Raw genomic sequence first — 22,254 nt, forward strand, 5'->3', positions numbered from 1 at the left:
GAGCGCTTCAATATTACTGTTTGAAAAATAGGCAGAAATGACAGTAAACGTTATAAAAAGCGACTTTAGATCACTTATTGAACGAATAAGGTTCCACTTTCGTTGCATTTGTTAATTTTCTGCTTTACTTTCAGTTCGCAATGATAAAGAAGAGGGATTTTTGTGTCGTTATTGAGAAATGTCTGTATTGGTTTACTGGTAGCGCTTATGTTTACCGGATGTGCAGTGGATAAAAGACCAGATAGCTATAAACCTGCTATCAATATCAGCCCATCTATCGCAGCCCACGCAAGTTTACTTTCAAAAGATCAAGCCTTACAACATGCATTAGAACGTCGTAATCTGGTCATCAGTCGCACTGGTGAAGTATTGCCGTTAAATCAAAATGTGTGTCAATCTGCGCTTTATTATCAAATTAGCGATAGACCGTTGCCGAGTTATATTGGTCAGCATCAAGATTTACTTAGTGGCTTTGTTTTAAAAGTCATTTATAGCGATGAACAGTGGAAAGTCGTTAATCCCGAGCGTGAATTGATGCCACTTAACGATTTTTATGAAGACTTTTCTGCTACATTCTCAGCACAAGACCAGTTAATATTTCAGCCATCTGCTAACACAACAAACGCCCAATTGAAGCAGCTTATGCAAGTTGTGAGTCAGGTGTTTGAACAACATGCCAATTCATTTATTGTGTCTGCGAGTCAGGCTGCGTCGGTTAAGACCGCAGGGTTTCAGGCCATCACCACCAAAGCAAATAGCCAGCAAAGATTTATTCGTTCGTCATCTCACGGGGTCACCCAAATACAAGTAAACGATAGCTTTGGTGATAGTGAAACCTTAGCCATTATTTTCGAGTCGGATCCATTAACTGCGTGCATGAAAACCAATACTAATTTGGTTAATGATCCAGTAAACGATGAGCTAAAACCACCATTAAAAATCGACCAACAACTACTGGTAGCTACATTGCCTAAAGATGCTGACTTTAATCAGTTAGCTGAGCAAGAAGCGCTATTTAGCGAAGGGGTTTATCTCAACATATGGGGTGATAAAAAGCCTTATGGCGATAACAACAAGTTAATTGCCGATCGATGCATTAAGCCAGAAAGTCACTTACTTGCAGAGTGCAGTAGCAGAATTGGCGACGGTAACACTAAAACCGTAAATGGCAGAGCAATTTTAAGGCGCGTAAATAATGAAAAGTAAACTTTTTGAGCACTTCATTATTGTGTTCATACTGGCTTTGTTCAGTGTGTATGTTTGTTTAGAGTTATCGCTCAATGTGCTATTGATTGACTTATATGCTCAGCCTATTCAACAGGTTTTTGGTGAATTTAGTCTAAACGCCGAGCGGCTCGAACTTTTTGGTCGAGTCTTGTCTGGTTTTGGTTTGGCTTTATGTATCACAACCTTTTTCGTTAACAGTAAACGAGTTAAAACGCTCTTGCCTTCATTGGCTGATAAAGACGATAAATATGTTAATAAGCAGCTAAATTGGAAAATTAGGCCGTTAGTATTACTGGTTGCTTGGGCGCTTATCATTCCTTCGCTTCGCGTGGCAGTCGATACCGCGGTTAACATTACCAGTAATGAAGGTAAGCTAGGTGCCGTAAGAGCTATTGTTTATAAAGAAGCTTACTTGGCTGAAGTGGTCAGTATTGAAGGATTTCCAGAGTTAGATAACATTGCCAGTGACCCAAATCGAAAGCAATTGATGGTCGCAATGATCCCGTCTTTAGCTTACTTATCAACGGGCTTTAATAGCCTGATTGGCAGTAATTTAGAAAGCATGGCCAATCAGTTTTTGTTAAGCCGCCAAGAAGATGTGTTTATAGCAGAAGCGTTACCGCGTATTCGTCAGTTTGATCGCGTTTATGAGCAAGAGTTTTCGCAATATAAGCAAGCCAGTAAAGAGTATGTCACTGCATTTAAAAGAGAAAATAATTATGCATTGATTGAAGCTGAGCGTGTTGCGTTACTAAAGCAAGCTAATACTAATATCAGTGACCACTGGAAAGAATACTCTGAAGCCTTGCTTACTGCAGGTGAGTTTAGAGAAAGCTATGCCACTGATGATGAAAGTGTGCTTCGTAAAGAATTTAGTGAATTTAAAAGAAGATACTGGGACTCAGATTGTAAAAGAGATTGCCGAGATAGAAATAGACAACTCTTTGCAGATTACATCAACAACCTCAAATTTGAAGATGGAGAACCGTTCGGTATTTACTTAGCACCTGATGAGATCAACGCTTCTAAAGTGTTCAAGTCTAAATATAATTTACTGGGAATGTTTGATAGAGGGCGAGTGAACTACTTACATCGCCATTATGGCATTCCAGAAGACATGGAGTATGAGCAGTACCTTAGCTCGACAATCGCGACCCAAATAGCGATTAGTACATTTAAAAGTGGGAGCGTCAACGTCAGTAATGATTGGACATTTGATGATCATCAACAACTGCGAAATGCGATTGAAGCTAAATATAAAGGCCGAGCCAAAGCCATTTGGAATGAATATCTTGCGTCATCTCAATTTAAGCTACCAAAGCCAAGGCTTGACCGTGTGGCATTTGCTCGTTCTGATGTTGTTAAGCAGTTTGCAAGTGATAGCTTAGGGCCATTTTATTTGTCGAGCTTTACACCAGGCATTTCTGAACAAAATTACAAGAAAAAATGGCTGGATCAACAAGACAATATTTCGTTCATTAAAATGGTCACATCGACGGCTGCCACAGCCGCATTTTCGCCTGGCGGCAGTATGCATAAACTGGGTAAAGATGCGGTCACCTTAGCGGTTATTCCTCCCTTTAGTATTGTCGCCAGCTTGTTTGCGATTGGCGGGTTATTTTTAAAAATTGGTCTTTACCTATATCCACGCCATAAAGGGTATTTATCTGTCGCGATTGTAGGCGGTGTCATGGCCTTTGCGTTGCCGGTTGGTGCTAGCCTGAACAGCAAAAGTGCTTACAACCAAATGATGGCTAATTTTGCTGATACATACAGTACAGAGTCATTGCTTGACCAAGGCTTTACTATGGGCTTTGGTTACGTGATGGATATTGAGAATGGTATCCACAGTACCTATCGCCGTTTAGCTGTTATTGATGTTGTTGCTGAACTGCTGTATGCCAATACAGATACTCAGGATGCGGCGACAGGTGAGATTATTTCAAGGGAAAATCCATTTCGAATTTACGATGATTTTGCTCATAAACAACTGCAATTTATCCCTAAGTTACTAGGGTTTCAAGAGGTTGTCTCGCCATTTGACACGAATATTACTGTACTAAAACAAGACCTCAATGTGGGGGCTTACATGGGTGTCAGGTTAGCGGACAATAAAGTGAAATCAGTCAGCATGCCAAACTTTTTAGAGCATACGAATATCGGCGTGCTTGCAGAGCAAAAGTACTTCTATAAACCTAAGGTTAGCGAGTTAGCCACTAACTTTATTTCTAATTATGACGACCCGATTTATTGGTTTAATTTAAGCCAAGGCTCGGTTGGGAAGAAGTCAGTTATTGATAAGCTTGAAACCAATATGGTCAGCTATTTAAATAATAATGAAGAGACCTTGGCTTTACTTAATAGCTTAAAGAGTAAAGGTCATAATAACCTTATTTTGTTAGAGCTTGAGAACAGTAAGAGCTACCGCTGCTTTATGTTAAAAAGCCTTGATGCTGCGGCCATTAGTCAATCAATCAGCCTGAATACCTTTGATTACCAAGAGCTGCCAAAATGTAAGGCGACAATATGAGGCAAGTAATAATTATCACTGTTAACGATGTCAGTAACCAGCAAGTTGTTGGTGTTGAAACGCTTTGTTTTTATCGAATGAAAGACAGGGCAAGGAAAGTATACGAGATGAAAAATAATGTCTAACGCACTCTCATGGATTGTAGAGCTAGTTGTCGGATGGCTAGCTGAAAACATATCAACCTTACTTGTAGCCTTAATTGTAGTGGGGTGTATTTATTACTTTAATCTACAAGAACAAGCCGCCATTGCAGAGCTTGGTAAACAGGCTGAATTAATAAAACTTAAAATTTCAATGATAACGGAGTAACCCTATGACTGAAACTGCCAAAAAATCCAAGGTTACTTTCACCTTAGACTTCAATTTTTTTAGCTTGCTTACCTTGTTAATTGTGTTGTTTTTCGCTTATACCGCGCACAAAAAGAACATGGATAATGCCGATAAAATGAATAATTTATTGGTTAAGTATGAACAAACCCTAGATGCAGCAATCGCTGGCGATAAGGTGACGCTTGCCCAATATCAGAAAAATGTAAAAAAAGCGGTGGCGTCGTTGTCACCTAAAGAGAAAAAATTATTGTTGGCTTTACTCGAAATCGACAATAAAAAGCCGCTATAAATGAAATTAAGGATGCCAGAAAGGGCATCCTTTTCTATTAAAATATTTCAATATTATAGGTGTTGAACGGGCCTAAATCAGTGGTTTAATCGCACCACGAATCTTAGCTATTTGGTTACAGGTTCCCGTTTGTGAACAGTTTTCTAGTTCGATGAGCATATGATCAATAAAACGTTGGCTGGCAAGGCTAATGTATCGTCTCGATGGGTAGACTAAATAGCACTTTCCTTCATAAGGGGCTGAGTCTTTGAACAGCATTTCTAGTTGACCTGTTTTGACATAATCTTGGCAAAAAGGTAATGGCATCATGGCGATACCAGCTCCAGCTAAAGTGGCTTCTAAGCAAACAGATAGGTTGTTGACACATAAATTCCCTTTTACTGATAAAACCATGTCTTGGCCGAATGGGACTTCATTAAATATTCGTCCATTTGGGTATCGAAATAAAATTGAATTGTGATCGCTGATTTCTTCAGGGGTTTGCGGCGTTCCAGCTCGGGCAAGGTATTCAGGGCTTGCAAAAAAATGTACTGTCTCGCTCATGATGTGCCTAGCAACCATTTCATTTTCATTAAATGAATCTTCCAACATAAACGCCAAATCAATATTGTTGCGGATCATATCTTGAGGTTCGGCACTGACAATAATTTCAACTGTGATGGAAGGATGCAGATCCATAAAATGTAAAATGCCTTGGGTTATTTGCAATAACTCAGGAATAGGGAAGACAAGAATTCGTAAATGACCACCGACATCGGTTTTCTCATTAGTCAGTTCTGACAAGGTTTCTTCTAATGAAGACATCATTGAAGTGGTTTTATCGTAAAAGTGACTGCCCGATGCTGTTAATGTCATTGAGCGGCTTTGGCGGTGAAAAAGCTTTACCGATAATTCATCTTCTAATGCCTGTAAGCGTCGACTCAAGGTTGATTTTGGTAAGTTCAAAATGTCTGCAGCCTCAACAAGGCTGCCGGTTTCAACGATTCTATGGAACAGCGAAATATCTTCAGTTTTCATCTAGATGACTCTTTAAATTGTATTTGACTGATCCATAGCGTTAACAAAGTCCTGACTATCTATTATCAGTTTGCACACACAATTCTGTATATAGCAAGCAAATGTAGTTTCATTTAATGGAACCTATAGTTCCAGATCATTCCATTTTATTCAACCATAATCACTGGTATCTTTGCGCCTTGTTTACATCAAGGTTACATGACTTTGTTTCGCTATTGGGAATTCGAAAATGAAACACCTCCTACTACCATTTTCACTTTTATTGTTCATTCTGATGACATCGGGTTGTACTGCTGAGTCTATTGAAACGCCTCCACCGACAACTCGGCCAGTGAAATTGCTAACAGTGACAGATGTTAATGCTGGCTCCATTCGTGCTTTTCCAGCAAAAGTCGCAGCGACTAAACAAGCTAACCTTGCTTTTCGAGTCTCAGGTCATTTAGTTGAGTTGTCGTTATTTGAAGGGCAGCAAGTGCGAAAGGGTACTGTGCTTGCACGCCTTGATGATCGAGATGCACGTAACACGTTATTAAACCGCGAAGCCGATCATGAGCTTGCTGCAGCTGACTTCAAGCGCAAAGGTGAGCTATTAAGACGTGAGCTTATTTCTGCCGCTGAGTATGACTTAGCAAAGGCCCAGCTTAAATCAGCTGAAGCGAATCTTGCTAATGCAAAAGATCAATTAAGTTATACCGTTTTGAAAGCGCCATATACAGGCACAATTGCCAAGATTGATATGGACAACTATCAGATGGTACAAGCGAACCAAGCGATTTTAGTGCTGCAAAAAGACAGCAACATTGATGTGGTGATTCAAGTACCTGAATCATTAGCGAGCACGGTAACGCGATTTAATCCTAATTCTAGTTTTGTCCCTCAGGTGCGCTTTGCTAATAATCCTCAAAAAGCATACCCAGTAAAATTGAAAGAACATGCAACGCAAATTACTCAAGGCACTCAAACCTATGAAGTGGTATTTACCTTGCCACGGCCGCAATCTATAACTGTTTTACCTGGTATGAGCGCTGAGGTGAGTATGGATGTGACTGGGACAGAGCCAAGCTCTATCACTGCAATTGTTCCTGCCAATGCAGTGTTTAAGCGTGATGCAGATGGTCAAGATGTTGTTTGGTTATACAGTGACGAAACGGGTACGGTGAATCAGCATATAGTGACTATCGGTAATGTAACGACTCATGGTATTGAAATTATTGATGGTATTAATATTGGCGATCAAGTTGTGGTAGCTGGTGTGCAGTACTTATCTGAAGATCAAGTAGTGAAGCCGTTGCGCTGGCAACGAGGTGTATAAGCGATGAATTTTGCAGAGTTATCAATCACCCGTAAGGTGATCAGCTGGATGTTCGCGCTATTGTTACTCGTTGGCGGTAGTATTTCATTTTTTAGCTTAGGTCAGTTGGAATTTCCTGAGTTCACTCTTAAAAATGCATTAGTGGTGACCAGTTACCCTGGCGCATCACCTGAACAAGTGGAAGAGGAAGTCACTTTACCGCTTGAAGATGCACTACAACAACTTGATGGCATAAAGCACATAGTTTCAATTAACAGTGCGGGTTTATCGCAAATCGAAATTGAAATTGTAGAGCAGTACGACAAAGACGCACTACCACAAATGTGGGATGAAGTGCGCCGTAAGGTTAATGACACCATCCCTCAGTTACCACCCGGGGTGAATACTCCATCTGTAATTGATGACTTTGGTGATGTTTACGGAATCTTACTCAATATCAGTGGTGACGGTTATAGCAACCGTGAACTGCAAAATTATGCGGACTTTTTACGTCGCGAACTCGTGCTTGTTGATGGCATCAAAAAGGTCACGATTGCAGGTAAAATTAACGAGCAAGTCATTGTTGAGATGTCTCAGCAAAAGCTCAATGCGTTAGGCCTAGATCAAGATTATATCTACAGCTTAATCAATAGTCAGAACGTGGTATCTAATGCTGGGACTATCCGCGTTGGTGATAACCGTATTCGTATTCATCCAACAGGGGAATTTGATAGCGTATCGGAAATGGAGCGCTTATTGGTGAGTGCACCTGGTAGCACTAAATTAGTCTACCTAGGGGATATCGCCAAAATCTACAAAGACACAGAAGAAACCCCAAGCAATATCTATCATGCTAATGGTAAAAACGCATTATCGATTGGTATTTCGTTCTCAAGTGGTGTGAACGTGGTAACGGTTGGCGAAAGTGTCAATGCAAGAATGGTAGAGCTTAACGGCGAACTGCCTATTGGCATGCAGCTAGAAACGGTTTACGACCAAAGTAAGATGGTCGATCAAACAGTAAAAGGCTTTTTAGTCAGCCTTGCTCAATCTATCGCTATTGTGATTGGTGTGCTGTTGGTGTTTATGGGGGTACGCTCTGGCATCCTGATTGGTTTGGTGTTGCTACTGACCATTCTTGGCACCTTTATCGTGATGAAAGTGCTTAATATCGAGCTGCAGTTAATCTCGCTCGGTGCCTTGATCATCGCGCTTGGTATGCTGGTGGATAACGCCATTGTAGTTACTGAGGGGATATTAATTGGCATTAAACGTGGTAAAACCCGTTTAGAAACTGCCAAAGAAGTCGTCACACAAACCCAATGGCCGCTACTGGGTGCCACCATTATTGCCATTATTGCTTTTGCGCCTATTGGTTTATCTGACACTGCTACTGGCGAGTTCTGTGTATCGCTATTCCAAGTGTTGTTAATCTCGCTATTTATTAGCTGGATTACTGCGATGACGCTAACACCTTTCTTTTGCAATATGATGTTCAAAGATGGTGACGCGCCAACTGGAGATGTTGAGGATGACCCATACAAAGGGTGGTTATTTCAGGTTTATCGCACCACATTAAACCTAGCGATACGCTTTAGAGTGCTTACCGTTCTGTTAATTATTGCAGCATTAATCACTTCACTTGCTGGTTTTGGTCACGTGAAAAACGTGTTCTTCCCTGCGTCAAACACGCCAATATTTTATGTTGATGTGTGGATGCCTGAAGGGACTGATATCAAAGCGACTGAGTCTTTCTTACATAAAATTGAAGAGAATCTATTAGCTGAGCAAGCTGAAAAAGATGTCGGCATGGTTAACTTGACCACAGTGCTAGGTCAAGGCGCGCAACGTTACGTGCTGCCCTATGTACCAGAAAAAGGCTACAGTGCTTATGGTCAGTTATTGATTGAAATGACCGATTTAACTACCGTAAACAGCTATATGCGTATTCTGGAAAAAGAGCTGAGTGTGCGTTTTCCAGAGGCTGAATATCGCTTTAAATACATGGAAAATGGTCCAAGCCCAGCCGCAAAAATTGAAGCGCGTTTTTATGGCGAAGATCCAAAAGTACTGCGTGAAATCGCGGTTAAAGCTGAAGCGATTTTTAATGCTGAACCTACAGCCGTTGGCGTAAGACATAACTGGCGCAATCAAGTTCAAATGATCCGCCCGCAACTGGCGTTTGCTCAAGCTAGAGAAACCGGTATCAGCAAAACGGATTTAGATAATGCATTACTGACCAACTTTAGTGGTAAGTCAGTGGGTGTGTATCGTGAAAATAGTCACCTGCTACCTATTGTTGCTCGTGCACCCGCATCAGAACGTTTAGATGCTGAAAGTATTTGGAAACTGCAAGTATGGAGTAGCGAAAGCAATACCTTTGTTCCTGCAACACAAGTGGTTTCAAGTTTTGATACTGAGTGGGAAAACCCAATCATTATGCGTCGTGATCGTAAGCGTGTGTTGTCAGTGCTTGCCGACCCGATTAATGGTACCGATGAAACGGCTGATTCCGTATTCCGTAAATTACGCCCAGCAATAGAAGCCATCGAACTGCCAGCAGGCTATGAGCTTGAATGGGGCGGAGAGTATGAATTATCAACTGAAGCTCAAGTGTCAGTATTTAGCTCATTACCTATGGGTTACTTATTCATGTTTTTGATTACGGTATTACTGTTTAACTCAGTCAGACAGCCATTGGTTATCTGGTTTACTGTACCACTGGCGTTAATTGGTGTGGTATCGGGTCTATTGTTATTTGATGCACCGTTTAGCTTTATGGCGTTACTTGGGTTACTCAGTTTAACTGGGATGATCATTAAAAATGGTATCGTGCTGGTGGACCAAATCAACGTTGAATTAGCTCAAGGTAAAGACCCTTATCAAGCGGTTGTTGATTCATCAGTGAGCCGTGTACGACCTGTATTGATGGCGGCAATTACGACTATGTTAGGTATGGTGCCGCTATTAAGTGATGCCTTTTTTGGCTCAATGGCGATTACCATTATCTTTGGTCTTGGATTTGCGTCGATTCTAACGCTTATCGTATTGCCAGTGACTTACACTATGGCATTTCGTATTCCTTACCAAAAAGCGACAGTGAAGGCATAATTTACTGAGTATGAACAGGACGTATCAAGTTATTCTATAGCGGATAGCAATAGGATACATCGATATCTAGAAAGCCTAACTTGAATCTCAAGTTAGGCTTTTTTATGTGCAATTACACTGGACGATTTGGGTAGTTAACCCTATAATTGAACGAGTGCTCAATATAATTTGAGTATTATTTTGTTCAGTTAATATATCGAGACCGCTATGAGTAAACCTGCCAAATTTAACCGTGAAGAGACCATTCAAAAAGCGGCCAATTTATATTGGGAAAAAGGCTTTCACGCTACATCGATGCGTAACCTTCAAGAAGTGATTGATATGCGTCCTGGCAGTATCTATGCAAGCTTTGGTAGCAAAGAAGGGCTATTTAAAGAAGCATTACAGCACTATGCAACATCAGGTATTGTTCAGTTAAACCAGTGTATCGCCGATAATGATTCTCCTATTGCAGCGCTTAAACAATTTGTTGAAACTGCTGTGCTGGCTAATCGTAATTGTGCCCCGAGTGGCATGTGTATGCTTGTTAAAACGGTGGCGGAATTGACTGACGAAAATGCAGATTTACTTGAACAAGCAAAGCGGTCATTAGTGATGGTTGAGACAGCATTTGCTGAGTTATTGGCGCAAGCGCAAGCACAATGTGAAGTAGACACTCAGCAGACACCTCAAGCACTGGCACGTTTTTTACAAGTACAGATTATTGGTATTCGTACGTATGCTCATGCCAATAGCGACGATAATACGATTCAGGATTTTATCGACGCAATTTTCAGTAATCCACCTTTAGCCAAGCAGAGTTAATAAGACTTTTCATCGTTGAAGCGATGTTATTGAAGGTGCTGTTATTAAAAGCTCTGCTATTTACTGAGTACATGTCATTAAAGGGTAAGGAGTGAACAAGGTGAAAGGAAATCTAAAGCGGCCAAACATCACCTTGGCTTTTGATGTGTATGGCACCTTAATTAATACTCATGGCGTGTTAATCCTGCTCGAGACAATGATAGGCGACAAGGCTAAAGCCTTTTCCAATCGTTGGCGTGAAAAGCAATTAGAGTATTCCTTTCGTCGCGGGTTGATGAAAAACTATATTCCTTTTAGTGACTGTACTCGCCAAGCACTTGAATATACCTGCGATTATTATCAAATTTCCTTATCTGCTGAACAAAAACATGCGCTGATGGAGTGTTATAAAACCTTACCCAGCTTTGAAGATGTTAAGCCAGCCTTGATAGCATTGAATGCACAGGGTTATCGTATGTTTGCTTTTTCAAATGGCACTAAGCGTGCCGTTGAAACATTACTGCATGCTGCGGGAATAGATGCATTGTTTGAAGGGGTCGTCAGCGCTGACGAGATAAAAACGTTTAAACCTAACCCAGATATTTACCAACACTTTTTACAGGCAACTGAGTCGAAGGCAAGTGATACTTGGCTGATATCAAGTAATCCGTTTGATGTGATTGGTGCAATAGCGACAGGGCTTAAAGCGGCTTGGGTTAAGCGAACTGAAGGTGCTGTATATGACCCGTGGGAAATCCAGCCCAACGTGATTGTTGCTGATTTACAGCTGCTTGATTCTGCACTTAACGAGTGTGTTAAATAGGTGCAAAGCTCACTCGTAAGCGAGCTTATAACTAGGTTGTTATTAACGAGTAATATCCGATAGTCACTGATAGAAAGTCACTGATAATAAGTAGCTGATAATAAGTAACTGGTAGTAAATAACTGATAGTAATTGAAGCCTTAGTAGAATTAAGCAACTCGCTTTTTATTTTTAAGCATTTCTTGATCGGCTTTATCGAGTAAATCAGTAAAATTAGTATGTAAATCGACTTCGATACTACCAATAGAGACGGAATACTCAGGTAAATGTTTCGCGCGTTTCGCGCAGCAAAAACCACCCTCTAAGCGTTGCTTAAAAGCAACGAGATCGGACTCATGTTCTAACATAACCAGTGCGACAAATTCATCCCCACCAATACGACCAATGACATCACTTTGACGCACGGTATTCTGCAATACTGTGCCAATGTGCTTAATCATATCATCACCCGTTTTATGGCCATATTGGTCATTAATAAGCTTAAAGTTATCGACATCTAAGTAGCAAAGTCCCAGCTTAGCTTGGTTACGTTTGGCTAGCGCAATACGTTGCTGACTCAGGGTTTCAAAGCCACGGCGATTATTAATGCCTGATAAAGGATCTGTAATCGCCAGTTGCTGCATTTGGCCGTATAAATCGATTAAGGCGAGATCAGATTCAAGAATGTCTTTTAATTGTTCAATAAGCTCTAAGTAACTGTCCTCATATTCTGTTTGCTTATAATCCATGACACAGAATGTTCCGAAAGGGTGCCCGTCAGGCCAAAAAACGGGGACGCCCAAATAAGACGTAAAGCCATCGTTGTGGACTTCTGGGTTGGTATCCCAACAAGGGTCTATCGGGGCATTGGGTACATACAGCGGATTGCCAGTTTCAACGATACGGCGACAGAAAATATTGGCTTCGGGTTCTATGACAATGCCTGCTGCATAGGGATTACTGTCTTGCTGACTTGAGATAGTGACTTGAAAGCCATCATCGGGGGTAAATTGAACTAAAAAACCGGCAGGAGCATGAAATACCTTAGCAAGTAAGTTCACCGTTTTCTGCCATTTATCTAATGATATTAGCTCATTAGGATTATCAAGAAGGAATGTTTTGGGATCAAATATTGGTTTTTTTTTATTCATTGATAAACCCATCATGCTTTTTCAATGAATTAATTATAGTTCAAGATTTCAGATTCGAGGTATTGCCAGTCAGCGCGAGCGTTGAGACAAGGATTTGAATATAAACCGTGAAGGCAAATCTAAATAGCTTTTTGTCGCTCAATAGATTTGCCGAACACAGATGTCATGTTAGGTAACGATGACAAGTTAGTTAGCGGACTCTTCAAGTAATTGAGTCAGCACTTGCTTATAAGAGTCAACAGGGTGCGCACCGTTTAGCGCGCTGGTGCGGTTGAATACCACAGTAGGAACAGATGAAATACCCGCCGCTGTCCATTGGCCTTTTTCCATGTTGATGCGCGTTCGCACTTCAGGGTTATCCAGTAACGCCATGGCTTCATCAACTTGTAAACCGACTGCGGCTAACTCTTTAGCCAACACTGCTCTGTCTGAGATATCTTTATGTTCAGTGAAGTAGGCAGAAAATAATCTTAGCTTGAGCTGGGTTTGCTTATCGAATTGTTTGGCATAATCTAACAATATGTGTGCATCGAAGGTATTCACTATGTGCATGTTATCGCCAAAGTTAAATTCAAAACCTAACTCGGCGCCACGAGCGGTAATATTGGCGCGGGCATTGTCACTATCTTCACGGCTCGAACCATATTTGCGTGCCACGTGAGCGCGTAACTCTTCACCTTCTGGTGGCATGTTTGGATTAAGTTCAAACGGTTGCCACTCAATATCGACTTTATCTGCAATATCCAGCTCGCGAATCGCTTGTTGTAAGCTTTGATAACCAACAATACACCATGGACAAACAACATCTGACACGATATCGAGTTTAATTTTATCTGACATGCTTAGCCTTGTTTTTGTGGTGATGAAACGAAAACCAGCGAAAGCTGATAATGCTTTCGCTGGTGCTATGTTTTACTTGTTATCTTGCCATGCAAATGGCTGAAATGGCGCATCTACTGGAGTATGTGCAATGTGATTAACGTAGTTGCTGATCACTTTTTGCGACAAACCTAGAATAATTTCCAGTAACTGCTGTTGACCATAACCTGCCGCAAAGAAGGCGTCCATTTCTGCATCGGATAATAAACCACGTTTACGAACCATGAGTAATGTGGTGTCGTGCAGCGCTTGTAACTTGTCAGTTGGCATAGCAGTGCGGTTTCTTAGTGCTTCGGTTAATTCACTATCAACCTTCATCATTCCTGCAATAGCGGTATGTGCTGGGACACAATATGTGCAGCCATGCTCAACATTAATGGTTTGCCATACTACGGTAAGCTCTTCGGCGTTAAATGATGAGTTAGTAAATAGTTTATGTAGGTCTTGATATGCCTCAAATGTCGCAGGAGACTCAGCCAGCACACCATGTAGGTTGGGGATCATGCCGTTAGCTTTTTTAGATTGCGCTAATAAATCTTTACTTGCTGCAGGCGCAGTCTCTAAGGTGTGAATAGTAAATTTGCTCATGGTGTACTCCAGAATTTATATCATTCAAATGTGTTTAATTAATTCAAATATTATTAGCAGTAATACACCATGTTGTTGGCGTACATTTGCTTGGCTTGGTTAAAATATAGAATGAATTGAACGATCGTTCAAGTATTATTTTGAACAATTGTTCAAAATGGTTTGATTATCTATCTAAGGTGATGAAAACTATCAGCAAAATAATTGTGCTGATAAAAGTGTTACATTAGTCGTTATCAGAATTGGTTGATGGAGCTGTTGGGCGAGGGGCTTTATGTTTTGCTATTCGCTTGCTATAACTAGTTGTAGCTATAGCTGCTTTATTTTCGAGAATTTTTGCCGTTTATCGTTAGTTTTGATCATTATTTGGAAAGACATCTATGAGAGGCCAGTCGCCTTATTCTCGCGTTGAGCGAATCCTTGAATATATCCATCGCCATATCGATCAAACCTTAGGTTTGGATGATTTAGTGGAGGTGTTTGGCATTTCAAGATGGCAATTGCAGCGTATTTTTCAGCAGCAAACTGGTTTAAATGTGGCCCAATATGTCAGGGAGTTAAAGTTAAGTTTAGCAGCCGAAAAAGTACTGACGACCCATGATCGTATGCTAGATATAGCGTATCAATTTGGTTTTACTTCTGAGGTCAGCTTTAGTCGTTCATTTAAACAACTGTTTGGTCTTAGCCCTAGTCAATATCGTAGAAGGGGTACCAAAGTTGGTCTAAGAAACCCTATCACTCAACGAGCTGAGCATTTTATTGATAGTACTTCTTTGCAGACCCGTATTGAGCATCGACCAGAGTTTACTGTTTATGGTATTTCAAGTCCGTTAAACGGTTTGTTGGAAGCCTCGCCAAACGTGGCAACAATTGTGCCTAATTTATGGGAGACCTTATTTAGTCAACTCGGTGAGAGCACGGAATGTAAAGCGCAATTGGTTGGGGTTGTAGATACCCAACAGCAAACACCAGAGCATGCCAATTTACATTATTGGGCGGCATTGCAAATCGATGCACCTTCTGCTGAAACATTACAGTCCTATGTTACACAAGCTAAGTTATCCAGTTTGGTTATCCCTACCCAAGATTATGCTGTGGTGTCTTACCATGGTTTAGCGAGTGGCTTTAGCCAATTGGTTGAGTGGTTAATATGCGATTGGTTACCTCAATCAGGCTTTGACAGCGTGAATGGTTTTGAACTTGAACATTATGGACCACTCACGTCCCATATTGATACACCCACCGATATGGAATATTGGTTACCTATTCGAACCTTGCCTTAATACAGTTAATTAGGAATTGTGATTTTACTCTCGAAATCATACTTTATTTCAAATTTCCTCGTTTCATGCACCAAATTGTTAAATGTAATAGGATGAAACACTATATTATTCGCGCTTGATAATCATTCTCATTACTATTCATGTTTGTTGACATGAAATTGAACGATATAAGGCAGAGGGCGGTATGGTCTCATCTAAGAATAAGAAGTCATTTAACATCACCATGGTTGCAGCAGCAATCACTACTTCAATGGCATATAGCCAGCAAGTATTGGCTGAAGAAAGCAATGACTTAAGTATTGAAGTGCCAAAGTTTGAGACAATTACTGTTCTCGGCCAAGCCTACAGAAACACAGCAACCAAAACGTCTTTAACGCCACTAGAGACGCCACAAGGTGTGACGGTTATTGACAGTGAGTTGTTAGATCAACGAGGTGTTAAGTCGTTAAACCAAGCGCTTCGTTATGTTCCTGGTGTCACTACTGAGCAAAAAGGTGGCGCAGTCACCATGTATGACACCTTCAATATCCGTGGTTTTGATGTAAACCAAAGCTACTATGACGGCTTGGTGCTGCAATCATTAACAGGCTGGAACTTACAACCACAAATTGACCCTATTGCACTTGAGCAAGTTGAAGTGTTTAAAGGCCCGACATCAGTACTTTATGGCTCAATGCCACCTGGTGGCATGGTCAATATGATTGCCAAAACGCCACAAGAAATGCGCAGCACTGATGTGAATGTTGCAGTGGGTTCTGACAACCTGACCGAAGCATCGATTGATACTACTGGCCAAATTGGCGATAGTGATTTCTCATACCGTGTGATTGCTTTAGCACGCAGTAAAGATGGTCAAGTAGACCATACTGAAGAAGAGCGTTTTGTATTCGCGCCTTCGATCGATTGGAATGTGTCAGATAGCACTTACATTAACTTTAACTTGTACTATCAAAATGACCCGTCAATGGGGATGAATTCATCATTACCTGCATCGGGCATGATTTACGACAATCCAAATGGCAGCACGAGCCCATCGACATTTGCGGGTGATAAGAATTGGTCTGAGTTTGAGCGTGAATTTGTGTTAGCTGGTTATAAAATCAATCACGATTTCAACGATAACTGGTCGTTCTTACAAAACTTCCGCTATATGGATGCGACGTTATCGCAAAAGAACACTTACCACTTAGGCGACAACTTTGACCCTATGACAGGTGACTTAGATCGTAACATCTACAGCACTGAAGAGAGCTCAACGGGCTACACCATAGATAACCAGTTATCTGGTTTAGTCTATACGGGTAACTTAGAGCACAACCTATTGTTTGGTTTGGATTACCAAAAACTTGATGGTGTGTCAGCGTACTCAGAGTACGGCACGACGAGCCAGTTTGGTACGTTCAATATCTTCAACCCAAATAATGACATGATTGACCCATCGCAGTTGTCATCAACCTATGATGCAAAAGATGATGTGATGGTTGAGCAAACGGGTTTGTATTTCCAAAACCAAATGCGCTACAACAACCTGATCATGATTTTAGGTGGTCGCTATGATGATTACAGTTCATCAAGTGAATATTCAGATGACTACGGCGATAGTAAATCAGCAGCTGATCATCAAGAGTTCTCTTATCGTGTTGGTGCTATGTACGAGTTCGACAATGGTATTTCGCCATTTGTTAGCTATGCAACGAGCTTTGAGCCAGTTGCAGGGACTAAAACCGATGGTTCAACCTACAAGCCTGAAATGGGTGAACAGTTTGAGTTTGGTTTAAAATATGGCTCGGCTGATCAAAGTAAAACAGCGGCATTGTCATTCTTTAACATCGTGAAAAGTGACGCGCTAATGGCTAACCCTGATGACCCATGGGGCGATAAGCTGCAAATCGGTGAAATCGAATCTCGTGGTGCAGAGTTTGAAGGTCAATGGTATGTGACTGACAGCTTTGATGTTGCCGTTAACTACACTTACATCGACATGGAAATTACCAAAGACAGTGGTAATGGCTTACAAGGTACACAGCCTATCTATGTGCCAAAACATGCTGCATCGTTATGGACTAACTACCATATTGATGATGGTGCGTTAGCAGGTATGCGTATTGGTGGTGGTGTGCGTTACGTGGGCGAAATGCAAATGGATGCCATGAACACAGACCAAGTTGATTCTTACACCTTAGTTGATTTATCAGTGGGTTATGACTTAGGTGAGTTCAGTACTAGCTTGCTAGGTGCCAGTGTTAACTTAGTGGCTAATAACCTATTCAACGAAGAATACTACACCTGTTATGACTCAGTGAATTGTTGGTACGGTGCTGAGCGAAACATTGAATTAAATTTCAAATATAACTTCTAATCTAGTGTGAAGTGTTTGCCATAAAGCGGAACCGTTTCGCTTTATGGCCCTAATTTATCGATTGGTCAGGCCATGAGTTTAGCTGTTTTTAACGATATATATCAGCAATGTGAACAAATCTCTCCTTATCTTAAAGGGGAGATTTTGGTTTCTGACCGTCCAGATTCTTCTTTGATTTCATACCATGGTTCTAACCTAGCGAATATCCGCTCACTGTATCAAAGTATCAAGCTGCAATCGCCTGAGGCTGGTCAAGCTTATTGGCTCACTCGTAGCTGGGATTTACTGACATGGCAGCCATTGTATGTTGCCATTACTGCGATTTATCACTGCCAAGTCTTGCCTGATTTATGCAATATGTCTCAGCGTCATCAAGATGGTGTCGTGGCAGGTTTTTGTTTTTCATGTACTGACTGCGATACCGGTGAGTATCATCAGTTAGTCAGCGCCGCAGGTCAGCAACTTTTGACTATTTTCGAGCATTTTCGCCAAGAGCTAGATCAATCTGTTCGCTGTCGCCCTCGATTTGTTGAGCACTTAATTGCAGATGCATTATTGTCTCGCTTACTCTTATTGCAACAGACTAATCCTGAATTCTCTGCTACTTTTATTCGTCAACAGGCCGTGTTGTGGCTCGATGCTTTGTCATTATCTGATGAGCACATCACGAAGATTCAGCTTTCACCTATAACAAACCAATTAGTGTTTACACGTTCTAGCTGTTGCTCCGTGTATAAAACCGTTACTGGCCAAAAGTGCGCTAATTGCCCCAAGTTAAAACAGAAGAGTGTTTAATGTACCAACTGAGTCACGTTAAAGTTATCCGCGATGAGCGCACCATTCTTGATATTGAACAACTGAACATAGATCCCCACGCCTTAACCGTCGTGCTGGGTCATAATGGTTCTGGTAAGTCGACACTCGTTAATCTTTTGGCTAACCAGTTTCAGCCAGAAGCGGGTGACATTACCTTAGATAACCAACCGCTGAAAAAATATTCTGCCAAAGAGCTTGCTAGAACCGTTGCTTATTTGCCGCAAAAGCTACCTGAGGTGGCAGGGTTAAATGTGTCAGAGCTTGTTCGCTTGGGGCGTTTCCCTTGGCGTGGCACGCTAGGGCGCTGGCGTGATGAAGATCAACAAATTATCGAAAAAGCGATGGCTGAAACTGGGGTTACAGAGTTTAAAGATGCGTTAGCGGATCAACTATCAGGTGGTGAGCGACAACGCACTTGGGTGGCAATGTTATTAGCTCAACAGGCCAAAATGATGATCCTTGATGAGCCCACATCCGCTTTAGATATTCAGCACCAATATCAATTGATGGAGCTACTCAGTCGCTTGAATAAAGAAACCGGTGTTGGGGTGATTGTCATTTTGCATGACCTTAACTTAGCGCTGCGTTTTGCCACGCAAATAGTGGCATTAAAGAAAGGCCAGATAGCGTTTCAGGGGGATACTGATATTTTACTTGATGAAGCCTTGCTAAGTGATTTATATGCAACGCCAGTAACCTTAGTTGATCATCCAAACAAGCCACATAAGGTGGCGATTGTATGTTAAAACCATCTGCCTTGTTATGGTCGTATTTATTGGCATTTATTGTGATTATGCCAGCGTTTGCAGAGCCTAGTGTCGCTGTCGATACTGGTAAAACAAACACCCAAATTACCATTGAGGATAGTCGTGGTATTCAGGTTTTACCACGCACTCCTAAGCGTGTTGCAGCGCTCAATTGGGATATTGCAGAGCAAGTATTAGAGCTGGGCGTTACACCTATTGCCATGCCAGATGTTGCAGGGTACAAAGAGTGGGTGATGAACCCGTTAGTACCCGAAGAGGTGATGGATGTTGGCACTCGTGTGGAGCCTAACTTTCAACGTTTAGCTGCATTAAAACCTGATGTGATAATCATTGCATCACCACAGTTAGATTTATTACCCCGACTTGAGCAAATTGCGCCAGTATTATTTTTTCAAACCTACAGCGAGCATCATGACAATGCTAAGGCGGCGTTAGATAACTTTTTTAGTATCGCAAAAGTATTAGACAAAACCTCACAAGCTCAAGCCAGAATTGACAAAATGCATGCAGTGATTGATGAGCAGAAACAACAATTACTCACGGCATATCAAGGCAAACTACCTAATGTAAGCACTTTTAGGTTTGCCAGTATGACCTCGGTTTATTTGTATGGTGACAATTCTACCGCTCAATATGCTTTATCGTTACTTGGGATCAAACCTGCTATCGAAGTGGAAGCCACTCAATGGGGCGTGAAGCAGCAGAGGTTAAAATCACTTCGACATGTGGGTGATGGCGTCGCACTGTATTTTGAGCCTTTTGCCCAAGAAGCTGAACTTGAAGAAAGTGTCATGTGGAATGCCATGCCTTTTGTGCGTCACAACAAGATGAACAGTATTGAACCTGCATGGAATTATGGCGGGGCCATTTCAATTGAATACATGGCTCAAGCTCTCACTCGCAGCTTATTAGCGATTGCGCCAACCTCTGAGATTCATAAGGGGGCGATGCATGAGTAACCTTGCGATGTCGCAGCGCTACGTATTTACCTTTGTTGCACTGGTATTAGCGGTATTGATGTCGGCGCAGATTGATACCCAAATCCTTGTTTCCGAGCAGTTGTCATTGTTGATGAACTTTTCTGACAGACTCACTTTGGCAGATAGTTTTGATGCCATCATGTTTGTTGAATCTCAACTGCCACGGATTGTTATGGCAATCATGGTTGGCGCCATGTTAGGCCTGGTCGGCAGTTTAATGCAGCAGTTAACACAAAACCCATTAGTGTCGCCCATGACGCTGGGTACTGCTTCAGGGGCTTGGCTTGCACTGGTGGTGATGAATGTGTGGTTTCCGTCGTATGTGGGTGACTATGCACCGATAGCGGCATTAATTGGCGCCATGCTGACATTGGGATTAGTGATTCTAATTGCGGGAGTTCGCAACCTTGCTGGTTTACCTGTGGTGTTGGCAGGTATGGCGGTTAATATCTTACTGGGTGCTATTGCAACGGCGATTATTCTACTTAATGACCAATATGCTAAAAACCTGTTTATATGGGGAGCAGGGGATCTAGCACAAAATGGTTGGGCGCAAATACAGTGGCTACTGCCTAAGTTGTCTGTAGCAGTACTTATCTTCATATTCGCACCACGGATATTAGCCTTGTTGCGCATGGGACAAGCAAGTGCATCTGCCCGTGGGCTGAATATCATTCCTGCCATTTTAGGCTTATTTGCCATTGGCCTGTGGCTTATTGCAGCCAGTATTACCAGCGTTGGTGTGATAAGTTTTATTGGCTTGTTAGCGCCAAATATTGCTCGGCAGCTGGGAGCAAGAACCCCAAAAGATGAACTGTTTTACAGCATGTTGTTGGGCGGTCTTATTCTAGTGTTAACCGATGCACTTGCTGTGGGGTTAAGTGTATTAACCTTTGATTTAGTGCCATCGGGTACCGCTGCTGCCTTTATCGGTGCGCCCGCTTTGATTTGGTTTACTCGCCGTAAACTATCAGCTCAAGATCAGTTGTCTTTTTCAATGCCGAAAAGTCATTATGTGATGAGCCAAGCTAAATTAATGGTGTTAGTTGCTGGTTTAGTGTTACTCGGCTTATTTACGACGGTATTTAATCAAGTCACTGTTGCTCAAGATGTATCGAGTGCGCAAGACATCATCTGGACTTGGGCAATACCTGACGCCTTTGGCTGGCAAATTCAGTGGCCAAGGTTGCTGACCGCAGCCTCTGCTGGGGCTGGACTTGCTGTTGCTGGGGTATTGCTACAACGGTTGATTTACAACCCGTTGGCAAGTCCTGATATTCTAGGTATTTCTGCCGGGGCGACATTAGCCCTAGTGGGCGGTGCGATTTTTGTTGGGTTAAATATTTTTAGCACTGCGCCTGCCATTGCCTTTTTAGGTAGCATGTCGGTGTTAGCTATTTTATTGGTCTTAGGCAAACGGCATCAGTATGCGCCTTCAATGCTTATTTTAATTGGTATCGCACTGACTGCATTGATTGAAGCCATAGTGCAATTTGCGTTAGCCAAAGGTGATGAAACGTCTTATATCATTTTGAGTTGGTTGGCTGGCTCAACCTATCGAGTGACACCATCCTCGGCATTAACCTTAGTTGCCATGGTGATTGGTTTAATTGGTTTTGCATTGGTGACATGTCGCTGGTTAACATTGATTTCAACGGGGCGAGAATTTGCTAAAGCCAGAGGCTTGAACGTGCCCAAAGCATTTGTCTTGTTGCTAAGCTGCGTGGCATTACTTTGCGCTGCTGTCACTGCCACCATGGGACCTGTTGCATTTATTGGTTTACTTGCACCGCATATGGCAGTGATTTTAGGTGCCAAAAAAGTTGAAATGCAATTACCAACAGCTGCGGTATTAGGTGCAGGCTTGATGGTGTTTTCTGATTGGTTAGGGCAAAACCTAGTTTATCCGTCGCAAATTGCCGCTGGGACTATCGTATCTGTCGTTGGCGGAATTTACTTTATCTTGCTGCTATTACAAGGCCGGCGGTCGATGAATTAGTCTTATATCAGTTAAAAACTAACTGGTATTGGACAACAGGTGCCAATAAAAA

General features: G+C 41.8%; 19 protein-coding genes. 15 read left to right on the plus strand and 4 right to left on the minus strand.

The features are described 5' to 3' along the window. Nucleotides 1–162: 162 nt before the first annotated feature. Genes AB4128_RS09290 through AB4128_RS09310 form a run of 5 tightly spaced genes read left to right on the plus strand, consistent with a single transcriptional unit; the run spans nucleotide 163 to nucleotide 4,376 of the window. Nucleotides 163–1,206 carry a hypothetical protein gene (locus AB4128_RS09290; RefSeq protein WP_055025555.1) on the plus strand — a complete coding sequence of 348 codons (1,044 nt, stop codon included), beginning with the start codon at nucleotides 163–165 and terminating at the stop codon, nucleotides 1,204–1,206. Continuing rightward, complete coding sequence (locus AB4128_RS09295; protein WP_372037512.1) at nucleotides 1,196–3,757, plus strand: hypothetical protein; 2,562 nt, start codon at nucleotides 1,196–1,198, stop codon at nucleotides 3,755–3,757. Before AB4128_RS09290 ends, AB4128_RS09295 begins: the two co-directional genes overlap by 11 nt. Continuing rightward, nucleotides 3,754–3,882, plus strand: a complete 129-nt coding sequence (locus AB4128_RS09300; protein ID WP_282167171.1) for a hypothetical protein — start codon at nucleotides 3,754–3,756, stop codon at nucleotides 3,880–3,882. Before AB4128_RS09295 ends, AB4128_RS09300 begins: the two co-directional genes overlap by 4 nt. Continuing rightward, complete coding sequence (locus tag AB4128_RS09305) at nucleotides 3,875–4,066, plus strand: hypothetical protein (RefSeq protein WP_282167170.1); 192 nt, start codon at nucleotides 3,875–3,877, stop codon at nucleotides 4,064–4,066. Before AB4128_RS09300 ends, AB4128_RS09305 begins: the two co-directional genes overlap by 8 nt. Before the next feature lie 4 nt (nucleotides 4,067–4,070). Next, nucleotides 4,071–4,376, plus strand: coding sequence for a hypothetical protein (locus tag AB4128_RS09310; RefSeq protein WP_055025552.1), 306 nt, complete (start codon nucleotides 4,071–4,073; stop codon nucleotides 4,374–4,376). 72 nt (nucleotides 4,377–4,448) lie between these two features. Here AB4128_RS09310 and AB4128_RS09315 read toward each other — a convergent pair whose 3' ends face one another. After that, a complete protein-coding gene (locus AB4128_RS09315) occupies nucleotides 4,449–5,393 on the minus strand; it encodes a LysR family transcriptional regulator (protein WP_055025551.1) in 945 nt (314 codons plus the stop codon). Between the two features lie 229 nt (nucleotides 5,394–5,622). On the opposite strand from AB4128_RS09315, the gene AB4128_RS09320 reads away from it, so the two are divergent. From AB4128_RS09320 to AB4128_RS09335, 4 genes are all read left to right on the plus strand, one after another. Next, nucleotides 5,623–6,705: an efflux RND transporter periplasmic adaptor subunit gene (locus tag AB4128_RS09320; protein ID WP_372037514.1), complete on the plus strand. Its 1,083-nt coding sequence runs from the start codon at nucleotides 5,623–5,625 to the stop codon at nucleotides 6,703–6,705. 3 nt (nucleotides 6,706–6,708) lie between these two features. Then, nucleotides 6,709–9,795: an efflux RND transporter permease subunit gene (locus tag AB4128_RS09325; RefSeq protein WP_372037516.1), complete on the plus strand. Its 3,087-nt coding sequence runs from the start codon at nucleotides 6,709–6,711 to the stop codon at nucleotides 9,793–9,795. A gap of 207 nt (nucleotides 9,796–10,002) precedes the next feature. Continuing rightward, entirely contained in the window at nucleotides 10,003–10,599 is a 597-nt protein-coding gene (locus tag AB4128_RS09330) for a TetR/AcrR family transcriptional regulator (protein ID WP_372037518.1), read from the plus strand. A 100-nt stretch (nucleotides 10,600–10,699) separates the two neighbouring features. Next, the gene (locus AB4128_RS09335) at nucleotides 10,700–11,401 is read left to right on the plus strand and encodes a haloacid dehalogenase type II (RefSeq protein ID WP_372037519.1); all 702 of its coding nucleotides are present in this window, start codon (nucleotides 10,700–10,702) and stop codon (nucleotides 11,399–11,401) included. A gap of 149 nt (nucleotides 11,402–11,550) precedes the next feature. Here the strand turns inward: AB4128_RS09335 and AB4128_RS09340 are convergent, their stop codons facing one another. The 3 genes from AB4128_RS09340 to AB4128_RS09350 all read right to left on the minus strand — a co-directional run bounded on the left by AB4128_RS09340 (nucleotide 11,551) and on the right by AB4128_RS09350 (nucleotide 13,998). Continuing rightward, entirely contained in the window at nucleotides 11,551–12,531 is a 981-nt protein-coding gene (locus AB4128_RS09340; RefSeq protein WP_372037521.1) for a diguanylate cyclase, read from the minus strand. Between the two features lie 186 nt (nucleotides 12,532–12,717). After that, nucleotides 12,718–13,371, minus strand: coding sequence for a DsbA family oxidoreductase (locus AB4128_RS09345; RefSeq protein WP_372037523.1), 654 nt, complete (start codon nucleotides 13,369–13,371; stop codon nucleotides 12,718–12,720). Between the two features lie 72 nt (nucleotides 13,372–13,443). After that, nucleotides 13,444–13,998 (minus strand): carboxymuconolactone decarboxylase family protein, encoded by a 555-nt coding sequence (locus AB4128_RS09350; protein WP_055025546.1) that lies wholly within the window; start codon nucleotides 13,996–13,998, stop codon nucleotides 13,444–13,446. Between the two features lie 380 nt (nucleotides 13,999–14,378). On the opposite strand from AB4128_RS09350, the gene AB4128_RS09355 reads away from it, so the two are divergent. The 6 genes from AB4128_RS09355 to fhuB all read left to right on the plus strand — a co-directional run bounded on the left by AB4128_RS09355 (nucleotide 14,379) and on the right by fhuB (nucleotide 22,202). Beyond that, on the plus strand, nucleotides 14,379–15,281 hold the full coding sequence (locus AB4128_RS09355; protein WP_080917073.1) for a helix-turn-helix domain-containing protein: 903 nt from the start codon (nucleotides 14,379–14,381) through the stop codon (nucleotides 15,279–15,281). Between the two features lie 184 nt (nucleotides 15,282–15,465). Continuing rightward, a complete protein-coding gene (locus AB4128_RS09360; protein WP_055025544.1) occupies nucleotides 15,466–17,640 on the plus strand; it encodes a TonB-dependent siderophore receptor in 2,175 nt (724 codons plus the stop codon). 72 nt (nucleotides 17,641–17,712) lie between these two features. Next, nucleotides 17,713–18,435, plus strand: coding sequence for a siderophore ferric iron reductase (locus AB4128_RS09365; protein ID WP_372037526.1), 723 nt, complete (start codon nucleotides 17,713–17,715; stop codon nucleotides 18,433–18,435). Continuing rightward, nucleotides 18,405–19,202, plus strand: coding sequence for an ABC transporter ATP-binding protein (locus AB4128_RS09370; protein WP_225442122.1), 798 nt, complete (start codon nucleotides 18,405–18,407; stop codon nucleotides 19,200–19,202). Before AB4128_RS09365 ends, AB4128_RS09370 begins: the two co-directional genes overlap by 31 nt. Next, on the plus strand, nucleotides 19,196–20,182 hold the full coding sequence (locus AB4128_RS09375) for an ABC transporter substrate-binding protein (protein ID WP_372037528.1): 987 nt from the start codon (nucleotides 19,196–19,198) through the stop codon (nucleotides 20,180–20,182). The genes AB4128_RS09370 and AB4128_RS09375 overlap by 7 nt, the downstream gene beginning before the upstream one ends. Continuing rightward, nucleotides 20,175–22,202 (plus strand): Fe(3+)-hydroxamate ABC transporter permease FhuB, encoded by a 2,028-nt coding sequence (gene fhuB, locus AB4128_RS09380; RefSeq protein WP_192021702.1) that lies wholly within the window; start codon nucleotides 20,175–20,177, stop codon nucleotides 22,200–22,202. The genes AB4128_RS09375 and fhuB overlap by 8 nt, the downstream gene beginning before the upstream one ends. Nucleotides 22,203–22,254: the final 52 nt, after the last annotated feature.

Source organism: Shewanella sp. 10N.286.52.A9 (genome assembly GCF_041468985.1).
In the GTDB taxonomy this organism is placed as follows: Bacteria; Pseudomonadota; Gammaproteobacteria; order Enterobacterales; family Shewanellaceae; genus Shewanella; species Shewanella japonica.